This window comes from Algoriphagus sp. Y33 (assembly GCF_014838715.1).
Classification (GTDB): Bacteria; Bacteroidota; Bacteroidia; order Cytophagales; family Cyclobacteriaceae; genus Algoriphagus.
In genome coordinates, this window is sequence record NZ_CP061947.1 from 5,403,849 (window position 1) to 5,428,991 (window position 25,143).

Sequence of the window (25,143 nt, forward strand, 5' to 3'; positions counted from 1 at the left end):
ATCATTGCGGATAATCATAGAATTTTTACTAAAATTAAGCCCTTTCGTGGAAAATTATGGGTTCTCAATTAATCCTTACCCGTATCTTGTGATATCTAATCCCAAATTTCAACTTCCCTATGAGATCCATTCTTGCTAGTTTTTGCCTTCTATTTTGCCTCAGTGCCCAAGCACAGATGTTCCCCCATGGTGAAACTTTTACCAGACAGGACACGCTACGCGGCACAATTACGCCTGAGCGTGCTTGGTGGGACTTGCAGCATTACCATTTGGAAGTAAAAGTAGATCCTGATACCAAGTCGCTTTCGGGGAAAAACACTGTTCGGTACAAAGTGCTGGAGCCACTGAAACGCATGCAAATCGACTTGCAGGCACCTATGCAGCTGACGAAAGCAGAGCAAGATGGAACGGAACTGGAAATCGAACACGATGGTAATGCACATTTTATCACATTGAAAGCAGCGCAGAATGTGGGGGAAGAAAAAGAAGTGGTATTGACCTTTTCAGGAAAGCCGGTGGAGGCGATTCGTCCTCCATGGGATGGGGGGTTGACATGGCAAACGGATAAGAATGGTTTGCCATTTATTGCCAATGCCAATCAGGGAATAGGGGCCAGCATCTGGTGGCCGAATAAAGACCATGGTTATGACGAACCTGACCAAGGAGTTTTACTTAGTGTAACAGTACCCGAGAACCTGATGGATGTCTCCAACGGGCGGCTGATCGGGACAGATCATGATAAAGCAGCCAAGACCAAGACCTATCACTGGGAAGTGAAAAATCCAATCAACAATTACGGTATCAATATTAATGTTGGTGATTATGTTCACTTCGGTGAAAAATACGCAGGTGAAAAGGGTGAGCTGGACATGGATTATTACGTGCTCAGGGATAATCTAAAGAAAGCCAAAAAGCAATTTGAGGACGCACCTAGGTTGATGAAAGCATTTGAGCATTGGTTTGGCCCTTACCCATTCTATGAGGACAGCTACAAGCTGGTCGAAGCACCTTATTTGGGTATGGAGCACCAGAGTTCGGTGACTTATGGCAATAACTATAAAAACGGCTACTTAGGCCGTGATCTGAGTGGTACCGGTTGGGGGATGAAGTTCGATTTTATTATCATTCATGAGTCAGGTCACGAATGGTTTGCCAATAATATCACCTACCGGGATGTAGCGGACATGTGGATTCATGAGAGTTTCACAGCCTATTCGGAGAATCTTTTTCTGGATTATTTCTATGGAAAGGAAGCAAGCAAAGAATATGTATTGGGTACAAGAATGGCAATCAATAATGACATTCCGATCATCGGCACTTATAATGTCAACGCTGAAGGATCCGGAGATATGTATTACAAAGGAGCTAATATGCTTCATATGATCCGTCAGATTGTGAATGACGACGAGAAATGGAGATCAATTTTACGTGGATTGAACGCTGAGTTTTACCATAAGACTGTTTCTACCCGTCAAATCGAAAATTACATCAGCCAAAAAGCCGGGATTAATCTTAAACCGGTTTTTGATCAATACTTAAGAGATATCCGCATCCCGGTTTTTAGCTATAACCTGAAAGACGGCGAGTTGTATTACCGATGGGAAAATGTGGTCGATGGCTTCGAAATGCCTGTAACAATCTACGTCGATGGAAAAGAAACGGGGTTGATACCAACTCAAAGCTGGCAATCTGTGGACGTGCCTCAGAAAAATGCAAAGATCAGTGTGGATGAAAACTACTATGTAGGAACTATGAATATTTCCGGGAATTAAAGAAGTGGGGAATGCAGCATATTGCTTTGCCCGCTTGTGTTGATTGAGGCCAGATTGTTAGAATTTCATATGTATATCCGATTTTCGGCCAGTTAGCAAGCAAAAGCAGTTATGGATTGGTAAACTTAGTGTCAAGTTGTCACTTCGGTCTCCCGTCTTCTGTCTTCCCTGCTGTAAACCAAAGAGAATATCGCTACTGGCATCATTCTGGTTAATCATAATCAATTGATTTTATAGATTTTCCCATTTGTTTTGCTCATGATATAGATGTTCTTATCAGCGTCTTGACCAAATTTGAGATCAACTCTATCATTTTCCACCAGCTCCTGCAGGGTTATTTCCTTGCCTTCGAAAATCACTCCCCAGCTTTGCACTTTCATATTGCCGAGATCCTTAAGATCTGCAAAAAGCAGTCTTCCTGAAGGGATATCACCGAAAATCAATTTGCCTTTCAGATCACCGTAAGGCATCTCATATCCTGCAAAAATTGCAGCTATCTCATCATGGTCCAGTTGGATCTCAGGATATGTGATACCGGCCTTTTCATCATCATCTTTAAGAACAAAAATCTCATTGAATTTACCGTAAGGGTTGATTACAAAACGCCCTTCTCTAATCGGCCATCCGTAGAATTTACCGGGATCTATTTTGTTGAGTTCCTCTATAGAATGCTGCCCTATGTCGGTTGCAAACATATTTCCATCAGCATTCCAGAAGATTCGATTCGGATTTCGGAAGCCGTACGCATACACTTCGCCGGCTTTATTTTCTTTATTGGCAAAAGGATTGGAAGGCGGAATACCATAAGCACCATTCGCACTGTTGTTTCCCTGAGGATCAATTCTCAGAATGCTGCTATAAATATTACCCCCTCTACTATCAGAAATATGGGCAAAACCCTGCTCCGTCAGCCCTCCGTCCCCAAAGCCAATATATAGCAGTCCATAATCGTCATCACCTTTTTTGGAGTGGGGATTAAAGGTGATTTCCTGCATGCCATGAGCTTGGGAAGGAATATCCACCCGTACAATTTCCCGGTTGGTTCCTTTGAATCTTGCAGCATTGGGATCTTCGGCTTTCCATTCCGTCAGCACCCATTGCATAAAATGGCGGATGCTGTCCGGATAGCTGTAATCGGCTATTTGTGCGCCTCCGGCATCGGTATGCGCTGTATAGAATAGTCCATTATCAGCAAATTCAGGATGAAAAGTAAAACTGGCCATGCCAGTCGCCCATCCCGGCTGGCTTACCAGATCGGGTTTTAGCTCCGCTATGGGAAGGTAAAGTGTTGGTTTTCCGTTAATCAACTCATACAATCCTACCCGCTGATCGTTGATAAAAAGTCGCCCGGAATTATTTTCAGCTTCCATTTTTGTCATTTTAGCCAAAGGTGCTTTTTGATCTGAGGCAGGGAGCTGTGCGAAATATTCTATCTCTAAGCGTATCCCGGAGTCTGGAATGCTGTCCGGAATAGGATCTTCCAAACCCGCCACAGGCACAGAGTCAGGAAGCGCTTCGTATGTGTGGAGGTAACTTAACAAGGCATCCAATTCGTCTTCAGAAAGTCCTGCAAAAGGAGGCATATGGGTTTTGTACTTTTCTACCAAACTGACCGCACGGGGATCTCCTGAGGCAATGATTTTGGAAGGATTTTTTATGAAATTTCTGACCCACTCAGTCTCTACATGATGGGTTACTCCGCTAAGGTTGGGGCCGATTCCATTTTGTTGGAAACTGTGGCAAGTGCTGCAGTTATTTTCAAAAAGCGCCTTTCCTGCCTTAATTTGTTCTGAACCAGTACTTATTTCGCTTCCGAATTCACTTTTCTGAGAGCAGGAGAAAAGAACCGTAAGAGCAATAAAAAGAAATATCAAATTTTTCATTGGTGCTAATTAATGGTTTTACCCGATGGCACCAAACAAATTGATATAATTGGTTTATCTATCATGTGTTGTCTTTATAATGGGAGAATTTTTCAGAAGGCTACATTTACTTTGGAAATTCATGAAAATTCAAAATGTGCTGTCTCCGCCTAGCTAGGGTTCTATGTCGCAAGAATTCTTAGGCCTTAAAACTAGTATTACGCTAAATGTAAAAAATACCGGATAAACCTGTCGGGTGGGGTGTTCAATATGATCAATATTTAAATATTTTTTCACCCCATTTACTAAATGTTATTAATCAGAATATTGGAAAACGGCGAGTTTAAGCTGATTCCCAAATAGGCTGATATAAATTGACAAGTTTTATTTCTGTCAAATTTTATACCCCACCTGTCAGGTTTTTCAGAACAGCGCAAATCTACTAATTCAACGAAGGCTGTTCGTGATGGCACGAACAGCGGCAGCTGAGTAATTGACAAAAGGGGGCTTCGACTGTCTACCCTGCTGCAGGTGGGCGCGATGAGACAGCCTCTAGAAAATCATCTTATCCTTCTAAGGTGAATGTCTCATCCTCCAAGTAATTGGGATATATTTTACGATGTTGTTTTTTGACTTCTGTAATCAAAGCCTGACGGAATTCGGCGACATTCTGTCCACTTGCAGCAGCCATAAAAACAGGAGGAATTCCTGTTTTCTTCTCGTAAGCTTCTGCCAACGCATCAAAATCCACAAAACTGGCTTCTTCCAATTCCAGCTCAGTCATTTTCATACTTTCTTCCTCGCTTGGCATGGTTTCTACCAGATCGATTTTATTGAAGACAAGTAAGATGGGCTTATCCCCAGCTTTGATCTCATTTAGTGTCTGCGTGACTACAGCAATGTGGTCTTCGAAATGAGGGTGGGAAATATCGACCACATGCACAAGTAAGTCGGCCTCACGAATTTCATCCAATGTGGATTTGAAGGCTGCAATTAAGTGTGTGGGGAGTTTTCGGATGAATCCGACGGTATCCGAAAGTAGGAAAGGGACATTTTCAAGTACGACTTTTCTGACAGTGGAATCCACGGTGGCGAAAAGCTTGTTTTCGGCCAGAATATTTGTCTTGGTGATTAGGTTCATCAGCGTGCTTTTACCCACGTTGGTATAACCCACTACTGCTACACGAACGATTCCTTTTCTGCCTTTGCGCTGGGTTTCACCTTGTTTTTCTATTTCTCGGAGCTTTTCCTTCAGAAGAGTGATCCGGTTTCTTATATCACGCTTATCCGTTTCGATTTCTTTTTCGCCGGAACCACCACGGGTAGTAGTACCACCCCTCTGGCGCTCCAAGTGAGTCCATAGGTTGGTCAATCGTGGCAATAAGTATTGGAAGCGAGCCAATTCTACCTGAGTTTTGGCTTGGGCAGTCTGGGCTCTTTGTAAGAAAATATCCAAAATCAGAAGTGATCTATCGTAGATCGTCACCTTCAGCTCATTCTCTAGGTTTCTCATCTGAGAAGGAGAAAGATCATCGTCAAAGATGACCATATCTACTTCAAAATGTTTGATGTACGCCTGGATCTCTTCGAGTTTACCGGAGCCCACAAAGGTCTTGATATCCGGCTTTTCCATTTTCTGGGTAAAGCGATAGACTGTCTTTGCTCCTAGAGTCTCTGTCAAAAATGCCAACTCATCCAGGTATTCCTCCGTCTGTTGATCGGTTTGATACTGGCGTACTACACTTACTAAAATGGCAGTTTCTTCTTTGTCAGCGGTATCGTATAGTTTTTGAAGTTTGCGGGAATGTTTACTCATAAGTTAAATGCTATGTCAAAACAATGCGAAAGACTAAAATTTAGTTTCCTAATTCTTTAGAAATGGTGATTTATAGCTATGTTTTTTCAAATTGCGGGAAAAGATGATACAAAGTTCGACATATTTCCTTACAATTGATTAGGATAGTCATGTGACTGGTGGTTATTTTGCCTTTTAATTCCGGAACCAACATATACCTAGATGGCCCAAGTAAAAAAAGCATCTCTAGCGGGTGTCTTAGAGATATTCCCAAGAGTTTTCGAAGACCAAAGAGGTTATTTCTTTGAATCCTATCGAGCAGATTGGTTACAATCAGCGGGAGTGGATCATGAATGGGTGCAGGATAATCAGAGCTTTTCTCAGAAGGGAACAGTTCGTGGATTGCATTTTCAGCGTGGAGAGTTCGCACAGGCGAAGTTGGTGCGGGTGATTCAGGGGAAGGTTTTGGATGTGATTGTAGACTTGAGAATAGACTCTGTTACTTTCGGGGAGAAATACTCAACCATCCTTGATGCCGAAAGAAATAACCTGATGTATGTCCCTGCCGGCTTTGCACATGGGTTTTCCGTGTTGGAAGATTCTATTTTCGCATATAAGTGTTCTAATTATTACAACAAGGAAAGTGAAGGAGGGATCCTTTGGAATGATCCTGCGTTAGGTATAGATTGGCAAATAGCTGAACCGATTACATCTGATAAGGATGCCGTCTGGCCTACTTTGGAAGAATTTAAAACTGATGAAGGAGGATTGTAATGGGATTTTTGGATCTTTTTAAGAAAACACCAGAAGTACACGAAGACCTTGATTTGAGTTGGTTAGAAGTGGACATGCATTCGCATTTGATACCCGGTATCGATGATGGATCCAAGACCATGGAAGAATCTCTTCATTTGATCAAGCGACTTTCTGATTATGGCTTGCGCAAAATAATAACTACTCCCCACATTATGTCGGAGTACTATCGTAATACGCCTGAAATCATCAACATGGGCTTGGAGGATCTTCGTCGGGCTGTTAGGAATGAGGGTATTTCCATTGAAATAGAGGCTGCTGCTGAATATTATATGGACGAGATTTTCTTGGAGAAAATCAAGAACGGAGAGCAGGTTCTCACCTTTGGGGATAAGTACATTTTGGTAGAGACGGGTTTTATCAATAAGCCGCAGATGCTGCTGGAGATAATTTTCCAATTGGAAATGGCTGGATACAGACCGATTCTCGCTCATCCTGAGCGCTATCAATATTTAATTGGGGATAAAGGGCTACTTCAGGATTTGACAGATAGAAACATTCTTTTTCAGGTAAATTTATTGTCTTTGACAGGTTTTTACTCGAAGCCTGTAAAGGATTTTGGTGAAATGCTTGTAGAGACTGGCTTAGTGAGGTTTTTTGGCACTGATTGCCACAACCCACGCTACTTGGATATGATGGAGGCTTTGCCTAAATCTAAGCTATACAGCAAAATCAAAGAACTCAACGTGCTTAATTCCTCTCTTTGATTTGTGAATAAGCCAATGAAAATCCTCATTACAGGTATTACGGGACTATTTGGGAGCTATTTGGCTAAAGAATTTGCTGCTCTAGGAGAGATTCATGGTTTTCGCAGAAGCGATTCTTCGTACAGATTACTGGAAGGAACTCAATTCCCTGTCATTTGGCATGTAGGCGAGCTTTCCGACATTGAATCTCTGGAGGCAGCACTTGAAGGAATGGACTTGGTAGTTCATGCTGCAGGAAAAGTGTCTTTTGATGCCGGTGATGGGGAAAGTCTGCATCGTATCAATGTGGGCGGCACTACCAATCTAGTCAATGCCATGCTGAATACAGGTGTGAAAAAACTCGTGCATGTGAGTTCTGTAGCTGCGATAGGAAGAAGTCCTGAATTGAAGAAGCTCGATGAGAATTTCAAATGGGTAGAGTCTCCACTAAACACTGATTATGGAGTTTCCAAATATTTGGCAGAATTGGAAGTGTGGAGAGGAGAGCAGGAAGGACTGGACTTGCTAGTGGTAAACCCTTCCATTCTGCTTGGAAGAGTCAGTGATGATCGGAGTTCTTCTGATATTTACCATTATGTACTGGCGGAAAATCCCTACTACCCAAATGGCGATCTGAACTACATAGATGTAAGGGATGCTGCCAGACAAGTCAGAGAATTGGTGGAAAAGGAAGCCTGGGGAGAGCGGTTTATCTTGAACAGGGATAAGATTTCATACCGGGAATTCTTTGAAAAAATGGCTGCTGTATTTGACAAGAAAGCTCCGTCTAAGCCGGTAAGCTCAGCATTGCTGGGCATGGCAGTGTTTTTCAATGCAATTTTCAGGAAATTAGGGCTGAGCAAAAGCCCGCTCAACAAGAAGACAGCGATGATATCGCAGCAAAAAGTGTTTTTTGACAATACTAAAGTGAACAAACTGCTTGGAAGCAGCTATCATAGTTTGGATGAAACCTTAAAGTGGTCAAAGTAAACTTATTTTTGATCTGAATCGTTTCTTTTCAAAGCCCCCGAAGAGACAACAATATATCTCCGAAAGAGGAAGATAAAATTTAACAAATCGAGATTTTGAGAGATCAAATTAATTGGTAACTTAAATAAACCATAACACATCCTAATGACCGGAGATCACGATCACGATTGGGAAAATGACAAGAAGCTGGTAGAGCGATTTGAAAATTCCCTGCAATCCAATCTGGACCTTTACTTCGAAGAGGAAGAATTGGAAGACATCATACGATTTTACTTTGATCAACAGAAATTCCTAAAGGCTCTCCGTGCAGCTGAGTTTTCGTTGGAAAGGTTTCCGTTTTCTGTGGAAATTAAACTTCTGAAAGCTCAATGTCTGATTTTCAATGATGAATTGGAAGAAGGACTGGGCATCTTAGAAAATATCAATAACATATCTCCAAACAACGAGGAGATAATTCTTGCTTTGGCTAACGCTTACATTTTGGCGGGCACCCCTCAGGAAGGCGTGGAATTGTTGGAGAATTTTCTGCCGTTGGCAGAAGATAAAGCGGAGGTATTTTATTCCTTGGGAAATTTGTACCGTATCCAAGATAACAATGAAAAAGCAAGTTACTACTTCAAAGAAGCTGTAAAGAACCGCATCAACCATGAGGATGCTCTTTTCCAGTTGGCGATGATTACTGAGGAAGAGGGTTCTTTTGATGAAATTCTGGATTTTTATCAGGAGTTTATCGATCAAGATCCTTACAGTGCAGGTGCCTGGTACAATTTGGGCGTGGTTTATAATCGCTTGGGAAGATTTGAAGATGCAATCAAAGCGTATGATTATGCCCTACTGATTGATGATGCTTTTGCCTCTGCTTATTTCAATATGGGCAATGCACTGATGAACACGCAGCAGTATGAGCTGGCACTGGAAGCGTATCAAAACACGATCAATTGTGAAGGAGCGAATGCCGAAAATTGCTGCTACATGGGGGCGGCGTACGAGAAGCTTGACAAAATAGAGGAGGCTTTCAAGTACTTTAAAAAGTCAGCCAAATTTGATGAGGAGTATGATGATGCCTGGTTTGGCTTGGGAATGTGTATGCTGAAGAAGGAGAAATTCTTTGAAGCCATACATTATTTCAAAAAAGCGTTAAATCTTACAAAAGAAAACTCAAATTATTGGGTAGGTCTTGCAGACGCTGAATTTAATTTGGGAAATATGCAAGCCAGCTCTGAAGCATACGAAGAAGCGATCAATTTGGAGCCTGGTATTTTGGAAACCTATATAAATCTGGCACTTATCTATTTTGAGCAAAACCGCTTTGAAGAGGCAATTGACGTAACAAGAGAGGGGATTGAGGAGTTGCCGGAAGAAGCCGAGCTATATTATCGCTTGGTGGTGTACCTAATCAAAATGGGCAATTACAAAGAGGCGTTTTCATTTTTGGAAAATGGGTTAACTTTGAACTTTGATAAGCATACCATCATGTATGATTTGATGCCTGAGCTGAAACAGCAGAAGGCTTTGTACAAGATTATTGCCCAATATCGAGAGGAAAATCTCGAGTCTTAACATTAAAACCTCGCTAATGAATTATGAGCTGAATAATATCCCCGTTCGGACTGAAAAGCCACGAACCAAAGGATTTACCATGGCCATGGACAAAGGCCTAAGCCTACGTGCCACAGAAGATTTTGTCGATAGTTGCTCCGATTTTGTCGATATAGTAAAGCTTGGATGGGCCACATCATATGTGACCAAAAACCTATCGGAAAAATTAGCTATCTATAAGGAAGCAGGGATACCTGTCTACTTGGGAGGCACACTTTTCGAAGCTTTTATTGTAAGAGGTCAATTTGACGATTACAGAAAAGTACTGGATAAATATGATCTTTCTTTCGCTGAGGTTTCAGATGGATCTATTTCTCTGAATCATGACAAGAAGTGTGAATACATCACTACGCTAGCCAAGCAAGTAACGGTTTTATCGGAAGTAGGATCTAAGGATGCTGCCAAAATCATTCCGCCATATAAGTGGATCGAGCAGATGCAGACAGAGTTGGATGCAGGTGCCTGGAAAGTAATTGGAGAGGCCAGAGAAGGCGGAAATGTAGGTCTTTTCAGAGATTCAGGAGAAGTAAGACAAGGATTGGTGGAAGAAATTCTAACTCAGATTCCTGAAGAAAGGATCATCTGGGAAGCACCTATCAAATCTCAGCAAGTTTGGTTTATCAAGCTAATCGGCGCAAATGTGAATCTTGGAAATATCAGCCCTTCCGAAATTATTCCTTTGGAGACTATTCGACTGGGACTAAGAGGCGATACATTCGACCACTTTTTGGGAGAAATCAAATTGTAATACTAATGAACTTACTATAGGCTGATTGGAATATTCTGATCAGCCTTTATTTTTGACCATGGATTTTATCAGAAAATATGTACTCACCTACCTGAAGGGTATGGGGATGGGAGCGGCAGACATAGTACCGGGAGTTTCCGGTGGTTCGATTGCGCTGATCACAGGAATCTACGAAGAATTGCTTCAAAGCATCAATTCTTTTAATGGAGATAGCCTTAAGCTGTTACTTAAGTTTGAGTTCAAGGCCTTTTTTCAGGCGGTGAACGGAGCTTTTTTGCTTAGCCTGTTCTTGGGGATTATGACGAGTATTTTCTCGCTTTCGAAGCTGATCACTTACTTGATGGCAGAGCATCCCATTCCACTTTGGTCATTTTTCTGTGGGTTGATTTTGATAAGCGCCTTTCTGATATTGAAGGACATCAAAAAATGGAGTTTAGGAGCGGTACTTGCCCTTATCATAGGTACGGTGGCAGCATATTTTATTACTGAATTGCCGCCTACAAGCAGTCCCGACGCACTTTGGTTTACCTTTGTGGCTGGAGCGATAGCGATTTGTGCGATGATTTTGCCGGGAATCAGCGGAAGCTTTATTTTGTTGATTTTAGGAAAATATGAGCCGGTGTTGCAGGCAGTTTCGGACCGTGATTTTGTTACGTTGGCGGTCTTTGCACTAGGCTGCATTGTAGGGTTATTATCTTTTAGCCGGATAATTTCTTGGTTGTTGAAGCGGTTTTATTCCGTCACCATTGGATTGCTGTCAGGTTTTATGTTGGGATCTATCAACAAGCTTTGGCCTTGGAAGATTGTCACTGCATACCGTACTTCTTCCAGTGGTGAAGAGAAACCGTTTTTGACGGAAAATTTATTTCCCGGGGAGTATTTGGAGCAAACGGGTTTCGAACCAAAACTTATGGTGGCCATTGCCGCCTTCGCTTTTGGGATTATTTTGGTGTTTGGGATCGACCGTCTTGCGGCGTATTTAAAGAAATCATGAGAAAATTCGGATTGATAGGACATCCACTTACGCATTCGTTCTCTAAGAAGTATTTCACGGAGAAATTTGAAAGGGAAAGAATTGAAGGCTGTTCGTATGAATTGTATGATATTCCCAATGTACATGCGCTAGAAGGGATTCTTAGTGAAAATCCTGAAATCGAAGGCATCAATGTCACCATTCCGCACAAAGAAGATGTGATCGCCTTGATGGACGATCTAGACGAAGCATGCGAAGAAATCGGAGCCGTAAATTGCATCCATATTCAGGATGGAATGCGAATAGGCTACAATACCGATTATATAGGCTTCAAAGAATCACTTTCCTCTTGGCTAGGCTTAGTCAAGCCAAAGGCTTTGGTCTTGGGTACAGGCGGTGCTTCTAAGGCTGTCAAACAGGCTTTGAAGGATTTGGGCATTGAGTTCTTGTCTGTATCCCGCACAGAAGATGAAGATCAGATCACCTATGAAGAGCTGGCCTCTGATGCTGATCTGATGCTGAGCCATATGCTGATAGTCAATACTACTCCGCTGGGGACTTTTCCCAATGTGGAAGGTATTCCTGCCATTCCGGTGGATCAGCTTACGTCTGAACATTTTGTGTATGATTTGGTATATAACCCTGCCGAAACAGCGCTTATGAAAGCCTGCTTGGCAAAAGGGGGGAAAGCAAAAAATGGACATGAAATGCTTATTCTTCAAGCAGAAGCTGCCTGGAAAATCTGGAATTCATAAAAGCTGGAAGACAGATGACGGAAGTATCGTCAATGCAAGTGTTAGGTGCAATTAACTGAAAGAAAGTGACGGAAATGAGCGAGATAGAAAGAATATTAGATAAACTAATAACCTTGTTGAATCAAGACAGTCAGAAAAACCGGGCAGAATGGTTTCTTGAGGCAAAAAACTTATTAAGCGAAGATATAGAAAGCTCCGTTTCGAAGATTCTTAGAGCATATGGTAGTATGGGGTCATTTAATGACACATACTTAACGAAAATCACTCGCAATAATGAAAATTTTTCCATACTTAGAACTCAACTATGGGAATTGGCAATGGAAGTCAAAAGGGAATCAAGAAAAAAATGAAAATGCACCTAACACGCTGTAGAAATGCATTAAATCGCATTAAACAGTAATCGTTTGCCATGTAAGCCACTTTTATAAAAAATGAAAAAAGCCATACTTATCATACAGTGTCCCGATCAAAAGGGAATCGTTGCGGCGGTTTCTGGATTTCTTTATGCCTATGAAGGAAATATCCTTGAGGTGGACCAGCATGTGGATAAGGAGATGGGGATGTTTTTCATGAGAGCAGCTTGGGAACTGGATACTTTCTCTTTGCACAAGAATGAGATTGCTACTCATTTTGAGCGTGAAGTGGGTAATCGCTTTCAGATGGATTTTAAACTTCATTTTAACTTTCCAAAGCCGAGGATGGCGATTTTTGTCAGCAAGCTTTCCCATTGTTTATTTGATATTCTAGGGAGGCATCATGCCGGACAGCTTGAGGTGGATATTCCCTTGGTAGTCTCCAATCATCAAAGCTTGCGGGAAATCGTGGAGGCATTCGGTATTCCTTTTCACTACACTCCTATTACCCCTGAGACTAAAGCAGCTGCTGAGGCCAACCAGCTGGAGCTGATGAAAGCTAATCAAATAGATTTTGTGGTGCTGGGTAGATACATGCAGATTTTGTCAGCTGAATTTATTACCCATTTTCCCAATCGGATTATTAACATTCACCATTCGTTTTTACCGGCTTTTGTAGGAGCTCGACCATACCACGCAGCTTATGATCGAGGTGTGAAAATCATAGGTGCGACGGCCCACTACGTGACAGAAGAATTGGATGCAGGGCCAATCATTGAGCAGGAGGTAGCCCGGGTTAGGCATCATAATACCGTTTCTGAATTGGTTCAAATCGGACAGGATGTAGAAAAAGTAGTCCTTTCCAAAGCCATCAAATATCATGTAGACCGTAAAGTGATGCCGATCAAAAACAAAACGGTGATATTCTATTAGGGAATGATTTTCCGTGGTATGTCTTTTGGTAGTCTAGTGAGCATTTCGTAGTTCACCTGTTGGGTTGATTCGGAGAAGGAAGCTACGGTGATTTCTTTTCCTCCCTGCTTCCCGATAAGAATTACTTCATCACCTATTTTTAAATCTCTGACCTTGCTCACATTCACAGCAATGGCATTCATCGTGACTGTCCCTACTACTTGGCAATAATGCCCATTGATCAGCACCATACCCTGATTGCTAAGTAGGCGACTGTACCCATGCCCGTAGCCCACTGGAACTATGGCGAGACGGATATTTTCTAAGGCCATATAGCTGTTTCCATAGCCGACAAATTCTCCTGTCTTCACTGTCTTCAAACTCATAATGCCACTTTTCCAGGTAATCAGCCGTTTAAGAGGATTTTTGTTCCCTTTTGGGAGTGAATTCAGTTTGGCGAAAAAAGTTTCCTTTGTAGGCCAAAAACCGTAACCTGCTATACCTATTCTTACCATATCCATGATAGTTTCGGGAAAAATAAGTGTAGCTGCAGAGCAAGCTGTATGGTAGGTTTTGAACACTATGTTTTTTTTGTTGAAAAAGTCCTTGAATTCGTGATATCTGGCGATTTGATTTTTTACTCTGACGAAATTGCTCACAGATTCGGCTCCTGCATAATGGGTGCAAAGTCCCTCAATAGTTATGCAATTACTGTTTTCCAGAAGTATTTCGGCCAACTTCTCACGTTGATTCCAATCAAATCCGGTTCGATGAAATCCGGTTTCAACTTCAATATGGATTTTGGCGGGAATACCTATCTCTTTCGAAATTGAGATTGCTCTGTTTAATCTTTCAAAATCAAACACATAAAAACTGATTCCTTTTCGAATAAGCTCCGGCAGTTCTTCTAGGTGAAGCATGCCTAAGATCATGATTTCAGATCCTTTTTTGGATTTTTCCCAGACTTCCCAAGCTTCATCCGAGCTGAAGGTGCTGAAATGTCGAATTCCCGCTTTTTCGGCTATTTCTACCATTTGCGAGATACCATGGCCATATGCATTGCCTTTCACTACAGCAGAGATAATAGGTTTTGGGCCTATTTCTGAACGGATATAGCGTATGTTTTGACGGTAAGCTTTTGAGCTGATCTCAAGGGTGGAGGTGGCAATCATAGTTGTATTCAAATTGAATCGAGAAAGTAATGTACTGTATTCCCTAATCCCAATTCTTGATTAATTTTATTCCTTAATTTGACTTTTATGAAATCGACACGATTAAAATCATCATTAAAACACACAGGGAAATGATGATTTTAATCGTCAAAGATTCCGTGTGGCCAATGAAAAACAAATTATAAACACATGAAATCGATTCGGTCTGAGGCAGACAGGTATGATTATTTCTCCTGTGAGATTCCATAGCCTGTCCCGACAAATCGGGGCGACCAAAAAAACCATTATAAACATATGAAAAACACCTTTCAAGTTTCTGATCAAAAGCCTCGTTGTCCCTGGTGTCTTGGCTTCAAGGAATATGTCAATTATCATGATACGGAGTGGGGTGTGCCTGTTTGGGATGATCGGGTTCATTTCGAATTTTTAATTTTAGAGTCCGCCCAAGCAGGTTTGAGCTGGGCTACCATTTTGAAGAAGAGGGAGGGCTATCGCAAAGCTTTTGCAGACTTTGATTATAAGGTAGTGGCTGAATTTCCTGAAAATTATGTGCAGGAATTACTCCAAGATCCGGGTATAGTCAGAAATGTGTTGAAAATCCGTGCTGCGATCAATAATGCGATACGCTTTATGGAAGTTCAAAAGGAATTTGGATCTTTTTCCAATTACATCTGGGGATTTGTAGGTGGGAAACCGATTCAGAATCGTCTGTCCTCCATGAGTGAAGCTCAGGCCACCACCAAAGAATCGGATTTGCTTGCCAAGGATTTGAAGAAACGCGGATTCAAATTTCTGGGAAGTACTACTGTGTATGCACACATGCAGGCAACGGGACTATTCAATGACCATCTGGAATCTTGTTTCCGCTTCGCAGAGGTATAGAATTTATACAAAAGCAAAGAATACCAACCAAACCAAAAATAGTAGTGGCAGAAGAACCGGCAGAGAGAATCGAATGATGTAGCCAAAGAACGACGGCATTTTGATGCCGTTCTGTTCTGCTATGGACTTTACCATGAAGTTTGGACCGTTTCCTATATAAGTCATGGCACCGAAGAATACCGATGCTATCGCAATAGCCATCAATTCAAAAGATGAATCATGATATCCATTGGCCGCAAACTGACGGACTTCTTCAATATTATTGATAGAAGCACCCTTGGAAGCCATGGCAGCAGCTAAGAAATTCAGATAAGTCGGTGCATTGTCAAGGAAGCCGGAAAGGACCCCAGTACCCCAATAGAGCGTGTTGTGTGTGATCATTGCCGCCCCGTCAGGTGACTTGGCAAATGCTCCAACGAGTTCTAAGGCAGGCATCATTGTGCCGAATATGCCTATAAATATAAATGCTACCTCCCGTATTGGTTCAAAGTTGAACTCATTGCCTTTAATCGCTCTCTGATCGGCAAATCTATACGAAAGAAATGCTACGGTCAGCATGATGATTTCTCTTATGTAAGAGAATTTTTGACCATCATAGGTAATTGCAGGAACACCTTCTATCACATTAGGGTCAAGGAATACTGAGCAAATGATGATGAAGAGCCACCCAAAATTCTTCATTCCTATTAAGGAAAGCTTGTTGGAGTAGGTTGTCATTTCCAGTTCACTGTCATTATTAGCCCGGCCCATTTTTCTATCTATAAAATAGAAGGCAACAGCTAATACGACTAATGCGAACATCCATGCAGGCCAGTTATGCTCTAAAGTCCAGAAGAATGGAATTCCTTTCAAGAATCCCAAAAATAGTGGGGGATCCCCGATGGGAGTCAATGAGCCACCTACATTGCTTACCATGAATATGAAGAATATAATGTGGTAAGCTTGAATATTTCCTTTGTTCAATCTGATAAAAGGGCGGATCAAGAGCATGGAAGCACCGGTAGTTCCGATGAGATTGGAAACCAATGCACCGATGATCAGCAAGGTTACATTTGCAAACGGGGTGGCTTTCTTGTCGATTTCAATCAGGATTCCGCCTGATGCAATATACAATGAGGCCAATAGTGCGATAAACTGAATGTATTCTGCCAATGCATGGACAGGAGCATGAACATTTTCCAGCATAAAAAGATAATAGAAAACTACCAGCAATGCGAAGCCTATGGCAATTTTCGGGTAGTTTTTATGCCAAAAATGCTCATAAAATAGAGGGCCTGTTGCTATCATAAGCAGCAGCGCTACAAATGGAATAACCAACCAGATAGGTGCTGTATGATGCTCTTCATCTACAGCCTCTGCCACCATATCCTCATGTGGGCCTACTTGATCATTAGTTTCGTGATCTGCCTGGGCTAAATAGACTAGCTCATTATCAATGGGTTGAGCGTAAGAGGATTGTGCATTTAATCCACCAAAAAATAATATTCCGAAAAGTATGGAGAAACTTAAGATAAAATTCTTCATTAGGCTAATAAGGTGTGCTAGAGGTTCTTTTCGGTTAATTTAAGCAAATATTTGATTGGGGCGGATCAAGAATGGCTTCCGCTAAACTACAGCTTTTGCCCGATACAGCACAATCAAATATTTGCTTTCTGACTGATTTAATCAAAAATTAACTCAGCCAATCCAAAGACCAAGTATACTTTTACACGAGTTGTGCTAGGGCTATACTAAAGGAGGTTTCGGCTAGTTTAACTTTCTGTGGATTTAGGGAATGTACATTTTTAAGTGCCTTTTCGATGGTCTTGCTTACGTCAGTGAATATCGCCATATCGGTGACTTCGGCGTTATCACTCATCAGATAAGCAAATACGCGTGCCATACCACAATTGGCGATGAAGTCAGGGATCACGGACACTCGCCGGTCAGTCCACACACCGGTAGGCCCGAAGAATATCTCAGGGTCTGCGAAGGGCACATTGGCACCACAGGAAATAACTTCCAGTCCGGAATTGACCATTTTCTCTGCCTGATCCTTTTGGATTAACCTTGAAGCGGCCGCAGGGATGAAAATCTCACTTTCCAGATCCCATATTTTGTTGTTAACCTCTTCGAAAGACAATTGGTTTTCCGCTACAAGCTTGTTTGCGTCTCTGTTGAGAAAAAGCTCACGAACTTCGTCCAGCGAATAGCCTTCTTCATTGATCACTCCACTTTCGCGATCTATTATGCCTACTATTTTTACTCCTTCTACAGCAAGGAAACAAGCAGCAGCGGCTCCTACGTTGCCCCAGCCTTGTATTACGGCGCGTTTTCCTTTGATGTTCCCTCCCCAGATTTTATAATAATGCCTTACTGCTTCTGCCACGCCGAATCCGGTGATCATATCTGCCACCGTATATTTTTTGGTGCCATTTGGAGTGAAGTCCGGATCCTCGAGAACTTTGGATACACCCTGTCTGAGTTGGCCTATTTTTCGGATTTTTTCAGGTTCAGTGGCATGAAAGTGACCATTTACTACCCCTTCCTGCGGATGCCATAGACCATACGATTCAGTGATGGGAATTACTTCGTGGATTTCGTCCACGTTTAAATCTCCTCCGGTTCCATAATAATTTTTCAATAGGGGTATGACAGCCTTATACCAACGTCTTAGCACTTCGTCTTTGCGGGGATCTTTTGGGTCAAAGTTGATTCCTGATTTGGCACCGCCAATGGCGGGTCCCGACACAGTGAACTTTACCTCCATGGTTTTGGCTAGGGACTCTACTTCCCGCTTGTCCAGCCCCTTTCTCATTCGGGTGCCACCACCGGCAGCTCCTCCTCTAAGTGAATTTATCACCACCCATCCTTCCGCTTCTGATTCGCTATCGCTCCATTCGAAGATGATTTCGGGTTGTTTATTCTCAAACTTTTTAAGTAATTCCTGCATGCGAATTGGGTTTATATCTGGGCAAAAATAGAAAAATAATCGAGTCCTGCTATTTGACGTCTGATAGGCGGTTAGCCGAAAATCAGTCCTCCCGATGAGTCATTACTTGCTCCTGTTACTGAGGAAAGGCAATTGTTTTCATTGCGGAGACGCAATACACCCAAGAAGCCAAAAACCAGTGCTTCTTTAAATTCTATCAATTCGGAGGATGCATAGGTTTGGAGCCATTTGCCATCCAGTTGACCGTTCAGCCTATCTATAAAGAAAGAATTGTATGCTCCACCGCCTGTGATCAAGACAGAGGGGTGATCAGAAGTTTGATTTTGCTTTACGACTCTGGCTATCTGAAATGCATAATGTTCCACCAGAGTTCGTAGAATATCTTTTTCAGAAAGACCACTTGAAATGAGCAGAGGTAAGAAATCGTCTTCCAAATTCTCCCGACCAAGTGATTTTGCATCAGATTTGGAATAGTAGGGGAGCGTGTTTAGTGCATCAAACAGTTTTTCATTGAGAGTGCCTTCTTTTGCCCAAGCTCCATTTTTGTCGTATTCGGCCCCCAGTGCACTTGCTTGGGCATTCATTAAGAGATTAAATGGGCAAGTATCAAAGGCGATACGTTTCCCTGCTGACTCCATGCTAATATTTGCAATACCCCCTAGGTTGATGCAAAAGTCGATGGATGGAAAAAGCAAGCGGTCGCCGATCGGTACCAAGGGAGCACCCTGACCGCCCAGCTGTATATCCAGCATTCGAAAGTCATTGATTACTTTTAATCCAGCTGCCTGATGCAGACTCCAGCCGTTTCCTATCTGAAGGCTAATCCCTTTCTCCGGCTGATGGAAAACCGTGTGTCCATGCGAGCAGACTGCTAGCGGTTTGATTTGTTTTTCGCTGCAATATTCCCTCACTTTCTTGCCCATCCACTTTCCAAAATCCACATCCAAGAGAGCCAATTCCAGAGCGGTTAGTTTATGGGAATTCATGAGCTTTTCCCCTATTTCCTTTGGAAATGGTACCGTAACGGCATCTAGAATCTCGTAAGACCACTGATCGTGAAGTTCATAGCTGCAATGGGCCATGTCCAGTCCATCTCCTGAAGTTCCTGACATCAATCCGATCATGGTGTAATTTGTAGGACTCATGGGTTAAAGTTTGTTAAGTGACGACTGGTCCAAAGATAATTTAACAAGGATAAAAGACACTACTTTTTATTGAATGGCTATTTTGCGAAATATTAATTAAACTGGATGACAAATCTGATTATAGATATAGGAAACACTAGAATCAAGTTGGCACTTTTTCAAGGCAAAAAGCTACTTGAAGAAGAAGTATTTTCAGAACTTGAAGATGTGGTAAACTATTGTGATTCAGTATTATTCGATCAATGTTTGGTGAGCTCTGTGAGATGGAACCGATCCGAGCTAGAGGAGTTGCTGCCTTTTCGTTTTGTCTTTCTCAGTCCAGACACCAAGTTGCCTGTCAACAATGGATACGGAACACCCGCGAGTTTGGGTTTGGACCGGATAGCAGGAGCGATTGGAGCTTGGACTATACGGGGAAAAGGTCCGGTCTTGGCAATAGACATGGGAACTTGTATTACTTTTGATCTGATCAATGAGAACAACACCTATTTAGGTGGAGCTATCAGCCCCGGATTTGTGATGCGGGCCAAAGCGATGCATGGACAAACGGCAAGATTGCCATTGGTTGATCTAACGGTGAAGCCTGTGGAGTTGATTGGCGATAATACGATCACCTGTATGCAAATCGGTATTTGGCATGGAATCGAGTTTGAATTGCGTGGGCAAATCGAAGCATACACCAAAAAATTTCCAGAAATCGAGGTCTTTATTAGCGGTGGAGACGCCCAATCTTTTGATTCATTGGCAAAAGACCTCATATTTGTAGTCCCAAATTTGGTCCTTTACGGATTGAATTCTATTCTAAACCACAATGTTGAGTAAAATCAAATTGCAATTGCTGGGTGTACTATGCACCCTTTTCTTATTTACAGAAGCTCAGGCACAGTCTAGTGCTTCTACCTATAGTGCACTGGGTATCGGAGAGTTTAATTATTCCGGTCTTACCAATAATCAAGCCATGGGGGGGCTCGGTATCAGTTTTGGTTCTGCGTGGAATCCGAATGTGGTCAATCCGGCCCTGTCTACCAAAAACACTATTTTTAATTTTGAAGCAGCGTTGAATTATAAAAAGATCGCTGCTGATAACGGTACTGAGACATCAGACATCGATGGAGGAGGGTTATCCTATATTGCCTTATCCCTTCCCGTGAAAGCAAATAAAATGACAATCGGCTTGGGATTGAATCAAGTCACCAGTGTGAATTACAGCTTGCTTATCGAAAGCGAGGTCAACAACGCAGATGTCCAAGCTTATAATTTTATAGAAGGAGATGGGGGGATTTCGGATGCTTATTTAAGTGTAGGGTATGCAGTCACGAAAAACTTCAGCCTCGGTCTCCAAGGTTCTTATCTTTTTGGTTCAACTATCCGAACTGATCAGTTGTCACTTTTTGATAATGAAGGCCGTCCGGTAGGCATCACTACAGAATATTATGAAAGATTAACAGTTAGTGATTTTGGGCTCAAAGCAGGTGCATACTACTTTGTGCCACTGAACGAAAAAAGCAAGCTGCACTTGGGTGCCATTTATCAGCATTTGGGGGACGTTAGTGGAAAAGCTTTTGCCAAGCTCGCTGCAATTGGCCAAGCTAGCAACCCGGATTCAGATGGAGACTTGATTTCAAATGACGAACCGGGCAGTATAAAACTCCCCAGCCGCTATGGATTCGGTGTTTCCTATGAAAAAAACAACAAGTACGTGATTGGTCTGGAAGGACAATATCAGGACTTCAAAAAGTACAGATCTCTGCTGGGGGATCCGTTGCAATTGAGAGAAGCCATCAAGGTAGGACTCGGCTTCCAAATCACCCCCGATTATCTTGCTATAGATAATGCGCTCAAGCGAGGTACGTATCGTTTTGGATTGGAATATCAGCAGACGCCTTACTACCTTAACGCGACCAATATCAATGATCTTGGCATTAACTTTGGAGCATCACTTCCTGTAAATCAACTTTCGTTAGTGAATTTCGCTGTGAAAGTAGGACAAAGAGGAACCACTGATAATGGCCTCATCAGAGAGAATTATGTGAACTTTACCCTGGGACTGTCGCTGAATGATAATAGCTGGTTCTACAAAAGAGTATTTGAATAAGAATTAACCAAACCATACAATCAAAATGGTTAAATCCAAGAGCCATACTTGGGTTTATACAGGAAGATTAAATTGTGCCGAATCAAACCTTTATGAAAATGAAAATTAAATCTACACTACTGGGGTTAGTTGCCCTGCTTGTTGCCGGAATGGTTCAAGCTCAAGATGGATGGAACTTTCCGTCTGATCCTGCTCAAGAGAAAAAAGCAAGAGAATATAACGCAGCTTACACTGATTTCCTGAGTTCGGAGCAGTTTGTAGAAGCTACCAAGCCACTGAACTGGTTACTGGTAAATGTACCTGAGCTGAATGAGTCTATCTACCAAAATGGTGTGAAAGTTTATGATGGAGCATCCAAAGCTACTACTGACGAGGCGCAGAAGAGAATCTATCAGGATTCAGTTATCGCCATTTTCAACAAAAGAGCCGAAATCTATGACAACGAGAAAAATTGGATAGAAAATAAAGCTTATTACGGATATCAGTATTTTAAAGATGATAAAGATAAGCTAGAAGGACCAATTGCTGATTTTGAAAAAGCTATGGAACTCAATGGTACTCTGAATCCTAGTCTTACAGCTGCATATTTTAATTTAGTTTATAGAAATTTTGCCTATCATCAAGCGTATACAGGAGAAGAAATTCTAGCGATTCACGATAAACTGCAAGCAATTTTAGATAAAGCTGCTGCAGATGGAAGTGATGTGTCAAGTCCTAAGAGTTCCTTGGAGCAGCTATTGGTAGCGATGGAGCTAATCGATTGTGATTTTATCGAAAATACAATGGGGCCAAAATTGACGGCTGATCCTACCAATGAAGTATTGGCAGACCAGATCTTCAAATATTCGGTGCAATACAAATGCTATTCTTCAAATGCATTCTTGCAGGCACTGGAGATGAAACATGCCAAAGAACCTTCTTTCTCTACATCTCAGGTAATTGCCATGAGATACATGCAGGAAGATAATTCAGATAAAGCCGAGGAAATGTGGAACCAGGCATTGACCTTGGCGGAAAACGATACACAGAAAGCTGATGCTCAGATGGAACTTGCTAAAATCTATGCTAAATCAGGAAAGAAATCAGCTGCCAGAACTGCAGCTAAGGAAGTCGCTAATTTGGATCCTTCCAGAACCGCAGATATTTACTCACTGATCGGTGGAATGTACATGAACTCGTTCAATGACTGCAAAGGCGGAGAAAGCCGTGCGAAGGATTATTCTATCTATATTGCTGCTTACAATGCCTATCAAAAAGCAGGAGATTCTAAGGGGATGTCCCAAGCCAGAGCTAGATTCCCTTCTAAAGAAGAATTGTTCACTGAAGGCCTTGAAGTTGGGTCTACCATTAACACCGGATGCTGGATCGGGGAAACCGTTACTTTGGCTACAAGAGATTGATTTAGTTAAATGATATAAAAAGGGCAGTCTGCGGGCTGCCTTTTTTTGCTTACAGACGTAAAACAATTTTCAAGTATCTTTGAATTGTGAAGACCACTTTATTTTCCATAATGTTCCTCTGTATCAGTACAATGACTAGCTCCTGCAGGGAGGATGTTGATGCCTCTGCTCTGGAGGTATATGATGGGCCTATGAATATGTCCATTAATATTCATTTGGTTAAAAGCGACTCAGCAATAATACGTTCAGATGTACAAGCACCTAAGCAACTTGAGTTTGCAAATGGGAATCGTGAGTTTCCCGAAGGAATAGAAATCCAGATATTTGAAAAGGATGGCCAACTGAGTACTACACTTCGTGCAGATAAGGGGTACTTTCTGCGGCAAGAAAATGTCTACAAGGGCGTAGGAAATGTCCAGGTGCATAACTTGATCAAAAACCAAAAGTTACAGTCAGAGGAGCTTTTCTGGGAACCAAATAAGAAAAGAATATATACAGAGAAATTTGTCACTGTTCAGGATGGTGAGACACTTTTCAATGGTACGGGACTTGATGCTGATGAAACTTTTACAAACTATACGCTCAAAAACCCAAGGGACAGTCGTATTTTGATGCCAGGAGAAGAACAGTAGAGATGGAACTGGCAAAAAGCAAATCTCTTGACAGATAGAATAGCATGTTATTATTTCCCGACTTCCCGTATATTCAAAATGAAATTAGTTGACGCATTAGTACTATCGCTATCACTTGCACTTATGATTGTGGGCATTCACCAGACAGTCACCCAAGGCGTGCAGGCTTCCTATGCGATTTTTATGTTTGCGGTAGCCTTGTTATTTTGGTTTCAGTATCGCAGAATGAAAAAGCCCGAAGAACCACCCGCTCCTAAGAAAAAGACCAAACCCGGCAAAAAACGCTAAGCATGGAATTAAATTATGATTTGATTTATGTAATCATTACGCTGGTTTTTTCAGCGTTTTTTTCGGGAATGGAGATTGCGTTTATTTCCTCCAACAAGCTTCAGATAGAACTTCAGAATAAACAGGGAGATCTTACCGGGCGCCTGTTAAGTGTATTTGTTCAGCGCCCAGGCCAATTTATAGGTACTACTTTAATGGGAAACACGATCTCGTTGGTCCTGTATGGGATTTTTATGGCTTATTTGATGGAGGAACCTCTGGAAATATTGCTTCCGGATAGACTTAACAATGATGCATTTGTTTTATTATCACAGACTTTGCTTTCCACTATGGTGGTTTTGATTACTGCTGAGTTCTTGCCTAAAAGTCTTTTTATGCTGAATCCCAACAGTATGTTGAGTTTCTTTACGCTGCCGTTTTACATGATTTACATTCTTTTTTACCCTGTAGTTTGGGCTGTAGTGGGACTTTCCAGATTCTTTATCACCAAAGTACTCCGTTTAGAATACAGTGAAGACAAGCCAGTCTTCACTGTAACCGATCTGAACAGTTTTGTCCAGAATCATATGCACAAAGGAAAAGAAGAGGGGCATGTAGAGATAGACACAAAGATTTTTGACAATGCAGTGGAGTTTAAAACTGTCCGTGTGCGGGAATGTATGGTGCCTAGAACAGACATTGTCTCAGTGGAAGTGGATGATCCTATCGAAGAATTGAAGAAAGTATTTGAGGAAAGTGGACATTCCAAGGTGATTGTCTACAGGGAATCTATTGACGATGTGATTGGTTATTGCCATCAATTGGAATTATTTAAGAAGCCCAAAACGATTGAAGAAATTCTTACTCCTATTATTATTGCCCCGGAATCCGCCTTGGCAAATGAGTTGCTGATCCAGTTTATTCAGGAAAGAAAAAGCCTTGCATTGGTCGTGGACGAGTTTGGAGGGACTTCGGGGATAGTTTCTATGGAAGATATTATTGAAGAGATTTTTGGGGAAATCGAAGATGAATATGATAGCGATGATTTGATTGAGCAGAAAATTTCTGATCAGGAATATCTGCTGAGTGCGCGCCACGAAATAGACTATCTCAATGATAAATATGGATGGGAATTGCCCATTGGAGACTTTGAGACCCTATCGGGGCTGATTCTTTCACTTACTGAGAACCTACCAAAGAAGGGAGAATCGGTTACATATGAGTCTTATACCTTTACGGTAATGACCAAGCAAGAGCATAGAATTGAGACTGTTCGCTTAAAAATCAACACCTCCGGAATTTTCTAGTTAAGCGTTTGATTCAGAATATATTTTGAATTTCGTTAGTAATGCTATTATTT

At 41.8% G+C, this 25,143-nt stretch carries 23 protein-coding genes; 17 read left to right on the plus strand and 6 right to left on the minus strand.

All coding sequences use genetic code 11. The features are described from left to right. The first annotated feature begins 119 nt into the window (after positions 1 to 119). Positions 120 to 1,772 carry a M1 family metallopeptidase gene (locus tag ID165_RS22110; RefSeq protein ID WP_192347595.1) on the plus strand — a complete coding sequence of 551 codons (1,653 nt, stop codon included), beginning with the start codon at positions 120 to 122 and terminating at the stop codon, positions 1,770 to 1,772. 221 nt (positions 1,773 to 1,993) lie between these two features. On the opposite strand, the gene ID165_RS22115 is transcribed toward ID165_RS22110, so the two are convergent. Next, on the minus strand, positions 1,994 to 3,655 hold the full coding sequence (locus ID165_RS22115) for a PQQ-dependent sugar dehydrogenase (protein ID WP_192347596.1): 1,662 nt from the start codon (positions 3,653 to 3,655) through the stop codon (positions 1,994 to 1,996). A 544-nt stretch (positions 3,656 to 4,199) separates the two neighbouring features. Next, a complete protein-coding gene (gene hflX / locus ID165_RS22120) occupies positions 4,200 to 5,450 on the minus strand; it encodes a GTPase HflX (RefSeq protein WP_192347597.1) in 1,251 nt (416 codons plus the stop codon). Positions 5,451 to 5,651: 201 nt separating this feature from the next. On the opposite strand from hflX, the gene rfbC reads away from it, so the two are divergent. The 9 genes from rfbC (at position 5,652) to purU (ending at position 13,279) form a co-directional block, all read left to right on the plus strand. Continuing rightward, positions 5,652 to 6,203: a dTDP-4-dehydrorhamnose 3,5-epimerase gene (gene rfbC / locus ID165_RS22125; RefSeq protein ID WP_192347598.1), complete on the plus strand. Its 552-nt coding sequence runs from the start codon at positions 5,652 to 5,654 to the stop codon at positions 6,201 to 6,203. Next, on the plus strand, positions 6,203 to 6,949 hold the full coding sequence (locus ID165_RS22130; protein ID WP_192347599.1) for a tyrosine-protein phosphatase: 747 nt from the start codon (positions 6,203 to 6,205) through the stop codon (positions 6,947 to 6,949). The genes rfbC and ID165_RS22130 overlap by 1 nt, the downstream gene beginning before the upstream one ends. Before the next feature lie 15 nt (positions 6,950 to 6,964). Next, the gene (locus tag ID165_RS22135; RefSeq protein ID WP_192347600.1) at positions 6,965 to 7,918 is read left to right on the plus strand and encodes an NAD-dependent epimerase/dehydratase family protein; all 954 of its coding nucleotides are present in this window, start codon (positions 6,965 to 6,967) and stop codon (positions 7,916 to 7,918) included. 144 nt (positions 7,919 to 8,062) lie between these two features. Then, on the plus strand, positions 8,063 to 9,478 hold the full coding sequence (locus ID165_RS22140; protein WP_192347601.1) for a tetratricopeptide repeat protein: 1,416 nt from the start codon (positions 8,063 to 8,065) through the stop codon (positions 9,476 to 9,478). Between the two features lie 16 nt (positions 9,479 to 9,494). Beyond that, positions 9,495 to 10,265: a phosphosulfolactate synthase gene (locus ID165_RS22145; protein WP_192347602.1), complete on the plus strand. Its 771-nt coding sequence runs from the start codon at positions 9,495 to 9,497 to the stop codon at positions 10,263 to 10,265. Between the two features lie 58 nt (positions 10,266 to 10,323). Continuing rightward, positions 10,324 to 11,259, plus strand: coding sequence for a DUF368 domain-containing protein (locus tag ID165_RS22150; protein WP_192347603.1), 936 nt, complete (start codon positions 10,324 to 10,326; stop codon positions 11,257 to 11,259). Then, the gene (locus tag ID165_RS22155) at positions 11,256 to 11,993 is read left to right on the plus strand and encodes a shikimate dehydrogenase (RefSeq protein WP_192347604.1); all 738 of its coding nucleotides are present in this window, start codon (positions 11,256 to 11,258) and stop codon (positions 11,991 to 11,993) included. Before ID165_RS22150 ends, ID165_RS22155 begins: the two co-directional genes overlap by 4 nt. A 74-nt stretch (positions 11,994 to 12,067) precedes the next feature. Next, complete coding sequence (locus tag ID165_RS22160) at positions 12,068 to 12,343, plus strand: hypothetical protein (protein WP_192347605.1); 276 nt, start codon at positions 12,068 to 12,070, stop codon at positions 12,341 to 12,343. An 81-nt stretch (positions 12,344 to 12,424) separates the two neighbouring features. Further along, positions 12,425 to 13,279 carry a formyltetrahydrofolate deformylase gene (gene purU / locus ID165_RS22165; RefSeq protein ID WP_192347606.1) on the plus strand — a complete coding sequence of 285 codons (855 nt, stop codon included), beginning with the start codon at positions 12,425 to 12,427 and terminating at the stop codon, positions 13,277 to 13,279. Here purU and alr read toward each other — a convergent pair. Then, on the minus strand, positions 13,276 to 14,430 hold the full coding sequence (gene alr / locus ID165_RS22170) for an alanine racemase (RefSeq protein WP_192347607.1): 1,155 nt from the start codon (positions 14,428 to 14,430) through the stop codon (positions 13,276 to 13,278). The genes purU and alr overlap by 4 nt on opposite strands. 294 nt (positions 14,431 to 14,724) lie before the next feature. On the opposite strand from alr, the gene ID165_RS22175 reads away from it, so the two are divergent. Further along, a complete protein-coding gene (locus ID165_RS22175) occupies positions 14,725 to 15,312 on the plus strand; it encodes a DNA-3-methyladenine glycosylase I (protein ID WP_192347608.1) in 588 nt (195 codons plus the stop codon). A gap of 3 nt (positions 15,313 to 15,315) precedes the next feature. On the opposite strand, the gene ID165_RS22180 is transcribed toward ID165_RS22175, so the two are convergent. From ID165_RS22180 to ID165_RS22190, 3 genes are all read right to left on the minus strand, one after another. Further along, complete coding sequence (locus tag ID165_RS22180) at positions 15,316 to 16,836, minus strand: sodium:proton antiporter (RefSeq protein WP_192347609.1); 1,521 nt, start codon at positions 16,834 to 16,836, stop codon at positions 15,316 to 15,318. Positions 16,837 to 17,017: 181 nt separating this feature from the next. Further along, positions 17,018 to 18,244: a Glu/Leu/Phe/Val dehydrogenase dimerization domain-containing protein gene (locus ID165_RS22185; RefSeq protein ID WP_192347610.1), complete on the minus strand. Its 1,227-nt coding sequence runs from the start codon at positions 18,242 to 18,244 to the stop codon at positions 17,018 to 17,020. 71 nt (positions 18,245 to 18,315) lie between these two features. Continuing rightward, the gene (locus tag ID165_RS22190; RefSeq protein ID WP_192347611.1) at positions 18,316 to 19,389 is read right to left on the minus strand and encodes an anhydro-N-acetylmuramic acid kinase; all 1,074 of its coding nucleotides are present in this window, start codon (positions 19,387 to 19,389) and stop codon (positions 18,316 to 18,318) included. Positions 19,390 to 19,494: 105 nt separating this feature from the next. Between ID165_RS22190 and ID165_RS22195 the strand changes: the two genes are divergently transcribed. The 6 genes from ID165_RS22195 (at position 19,495) to ID165_RS22220 (ending at position 25,090) form a co-directional block, all read left to right on the plus strand. Further along, positions 19,495 to 20,211: a type III pantothenate kinase gene (locus ID165_RS22195; protein WP_192347612.1), complete on the plus strand. Its 717-nt coding sequence runs from the start codon at positions 19,495 to 19,497 to the stop codon at positions 20,209 to 20,211. Further along, entirely contained in the window at positions 20,201 to 21,484 is a 1,284-nt protein-coding gene (locus ID165_RS22200; RefSeq protein WP_192347613.1) for a hypothetical protein, read from the plus strand. The genes ID165_RS22195 and ID165_RS22200 overlap by 11 nt, the downstream gene beginning before the upstream one ends. A 98-nt stretch (positions 21,485 to 21,582) precedes the next feature. Then, the gene (locus ID165_RS22205; protein ID WP_192347614.1) at positions 21,583 to 22,884 is read left to right on the plus strand and encodes a lipopolysaccharide assembly protein LapB; all 1,302 of its coding nucleotides are present in this window, start codon (positions 21,583 to 21,585) and stop codon (positions 22,882 to 22,884) included. A 131-nt stretch (positions 22,885 to 23,015) separates the two neighbouring features. Continuing rightward, entirely contained in the window at positions 23,016 to 23,516 is a 501-nt protein-coding gene (gene lptC, locus ID165_RS22210; RefSeq protein WP_225586871.1) for an LPS export ABC transporter periplasmic protein LptC, read from the plus strand. Between the two features lie 27 nt (positions 23,517 to 23,543). Continuing rightward, complete coding sequence (locus tag ID165_RS22215) at positions 23,544 to 23,804, plus strand: hypothetical protein (protein WP_370539712.1); 261 nt, start codon at positions 23,544 to 23,546, stop codon at positions 23,802 to 23,804. A gap of 2 nt (positions 23,805 to 23,806) precedes the next feature. Further along, complete coding sequence (locus ID165_RS22220) at positions 23,807 to 25,090, plus strand: hemolysin family protein (RefSeq protein ID WP_192347615.1); 1,284 nt, start codon at positions 23,807 to 23,809, stop codon at positions 25,088 to 25,090. The last annotated feature ends 53 nt before the right edge of the window (positions 25,091 to 25,143 follow it).

Excerpts from the sequence above, each read along its gene's own strand:
- ID165_RS22190 (WP_192347611.1), bottom strand. The coding sequence starts at position 19,389 with ATGAGTCCTACAAATTACACCATGATCGGATTGATGTCAGGAACTTCA.
- ID165_RS22205 (WP_192347614.1), top strand. The coding sequence starts at position 21,583 with ATGAAAATTAAATCTACACTACTGGGGTTAGTTGCCCTGCTTGTTGCC.
- ID165_RS22135 (WP_192347600.1), top strand. The coding sequence starts at position 6,965 with ATGAAAATCCTCATTACAGGTATTACGGGACTATTTGGGAGCTATTTG.
- ID165_RS22200 (WP_192347613.1), top strand. The coding sequence starts at position 20,201 with ATGTTGAGTAAAATCAAATTGCAATTGCTGGGTGTACTATGCACCCTT.
- ID165_RS22145 (WP_192347602.1), top strand. The coding sequence starts at position 9,495 with ATGAATTATGAGCTGAATAATATCCCCGTTCGGACTGAAAAGCCACGA.
- ID165_RS22185 (WP_192347610.1), bottom strand. The coding sequence starts at position 18,244 with ATGCAGGAATTACTTAAAAAGTTTGAGAATAAACAACCCGAAATCATC.
- ID165_RS22110 (WP_192347595.1), top strand. The coding sequence starts at position 120 with ATGAGATCCATTCTTGCTAGTTTTTGCCTTCTATTTTGCCTCAGTGCC.
- ID165_RS22195 (WP_192347612.1), top strand. The coding sequence starts at position 19,495 with ATGACAAATCTGATTATAGATATAGGAAACACTAGAATCAAGTTGGCA.
- hflX (WP_192347597.1), bottom strand. The coding sequence starts at position 5,450 with ATGAGTAAACATTCCCGCAAACTTCAAAAACTATACGATACCGCTGAC.
- lptC (WP_225586871.1), top strand. The coding sequence starts at position 23,016 with ATGACTAGCTCCTGCAGGGAGGATGTTGATGCCTCTGCTCTGGAGGTA.
- ID165_RS22140 (WP_192347601.1), top strand. The coding sequence starts at position 8,063 with ATGACCGGAGATCACGATCACGATTGGGAAAATGACAAGAAGCTGGTA.
- ID165_RS22150 (WP_192347603.1), top strand. The coding sequence starts at position 10,324 with ATGGATTTTATCAGAAAATATGTACTCACCTACCTGAAGGGTATGGGG.
- ID165_RS22130 (WP_192347599.1), top strand. The coding sequence starts at position 6,203 with ATGGGATTTTTGGATCTTTTTAAGAAAACACCAGAAGTACACGAAGAC.
- ID165_RS22220 (WP_192347615.1), top strand. The coding sequence starts at position 23,807 with ATGGAATTAAATTATGATTTGATTTATGTAATCATTACGCTGGTTTTT.
- ID165_RS22115 (WP_192347596.1), bottom strand. The coding sequence starts at position 3,655 with ATGAAAAATTTGATATTTCTTTTTATTGCTCTTACGGTTCTTTTCTCC.
- ID165_RS22155 (WP_192347604.1), top strand. The coding sequence starts at position 11,256 with ATGAGAAAATTCGGATTGATAGGACATCCACTTACGCATTCGTTCTCT.
- alr (WP_192347607.1), bottom strand. The coding sequence starts at position 14,430 with ATGATTGCCACCTCCACCCTTGAGATCAGCTCAAAAGCTTACCGTCAA.
- ID165_RS22180 (WP_192347609.1), bottom strand. The coding sequence starts at position 16,836 with ATGAAGAATTTTATCTTAAGTTTCTCCATACTTTTCGGAATATTATTT.
- purU (WP_192347606.1), top strand. The coding sequence starts at position 12,425 with ATGAAAAAAGCCATACTTATCATACAGTGTCCCGATCAAAAGGGAATC.
- rfbC (WP_192347598.1), top strand. The coding sequence starts at position 5,652 with ATGGCCCAAGTAAAAAAAGCATCTCTAGCGGGTGTCTTAGAGATATTC.
- ID165_RS22175 (WP_192347608.1), top strand. The coding sequence starts at position 14,725 with ATGAAAAACACCTTTCAAGTTTCTGATCAAAAGCCTCGTTGTCCCTGG.
- ID165_RS22160 (WP_192347605.1), top strand. The coding sequence starts at position 12,068 with ATGAGCGAGATAGAAAGAATATTAGATAAACTAATAACCTTGTTGAAT.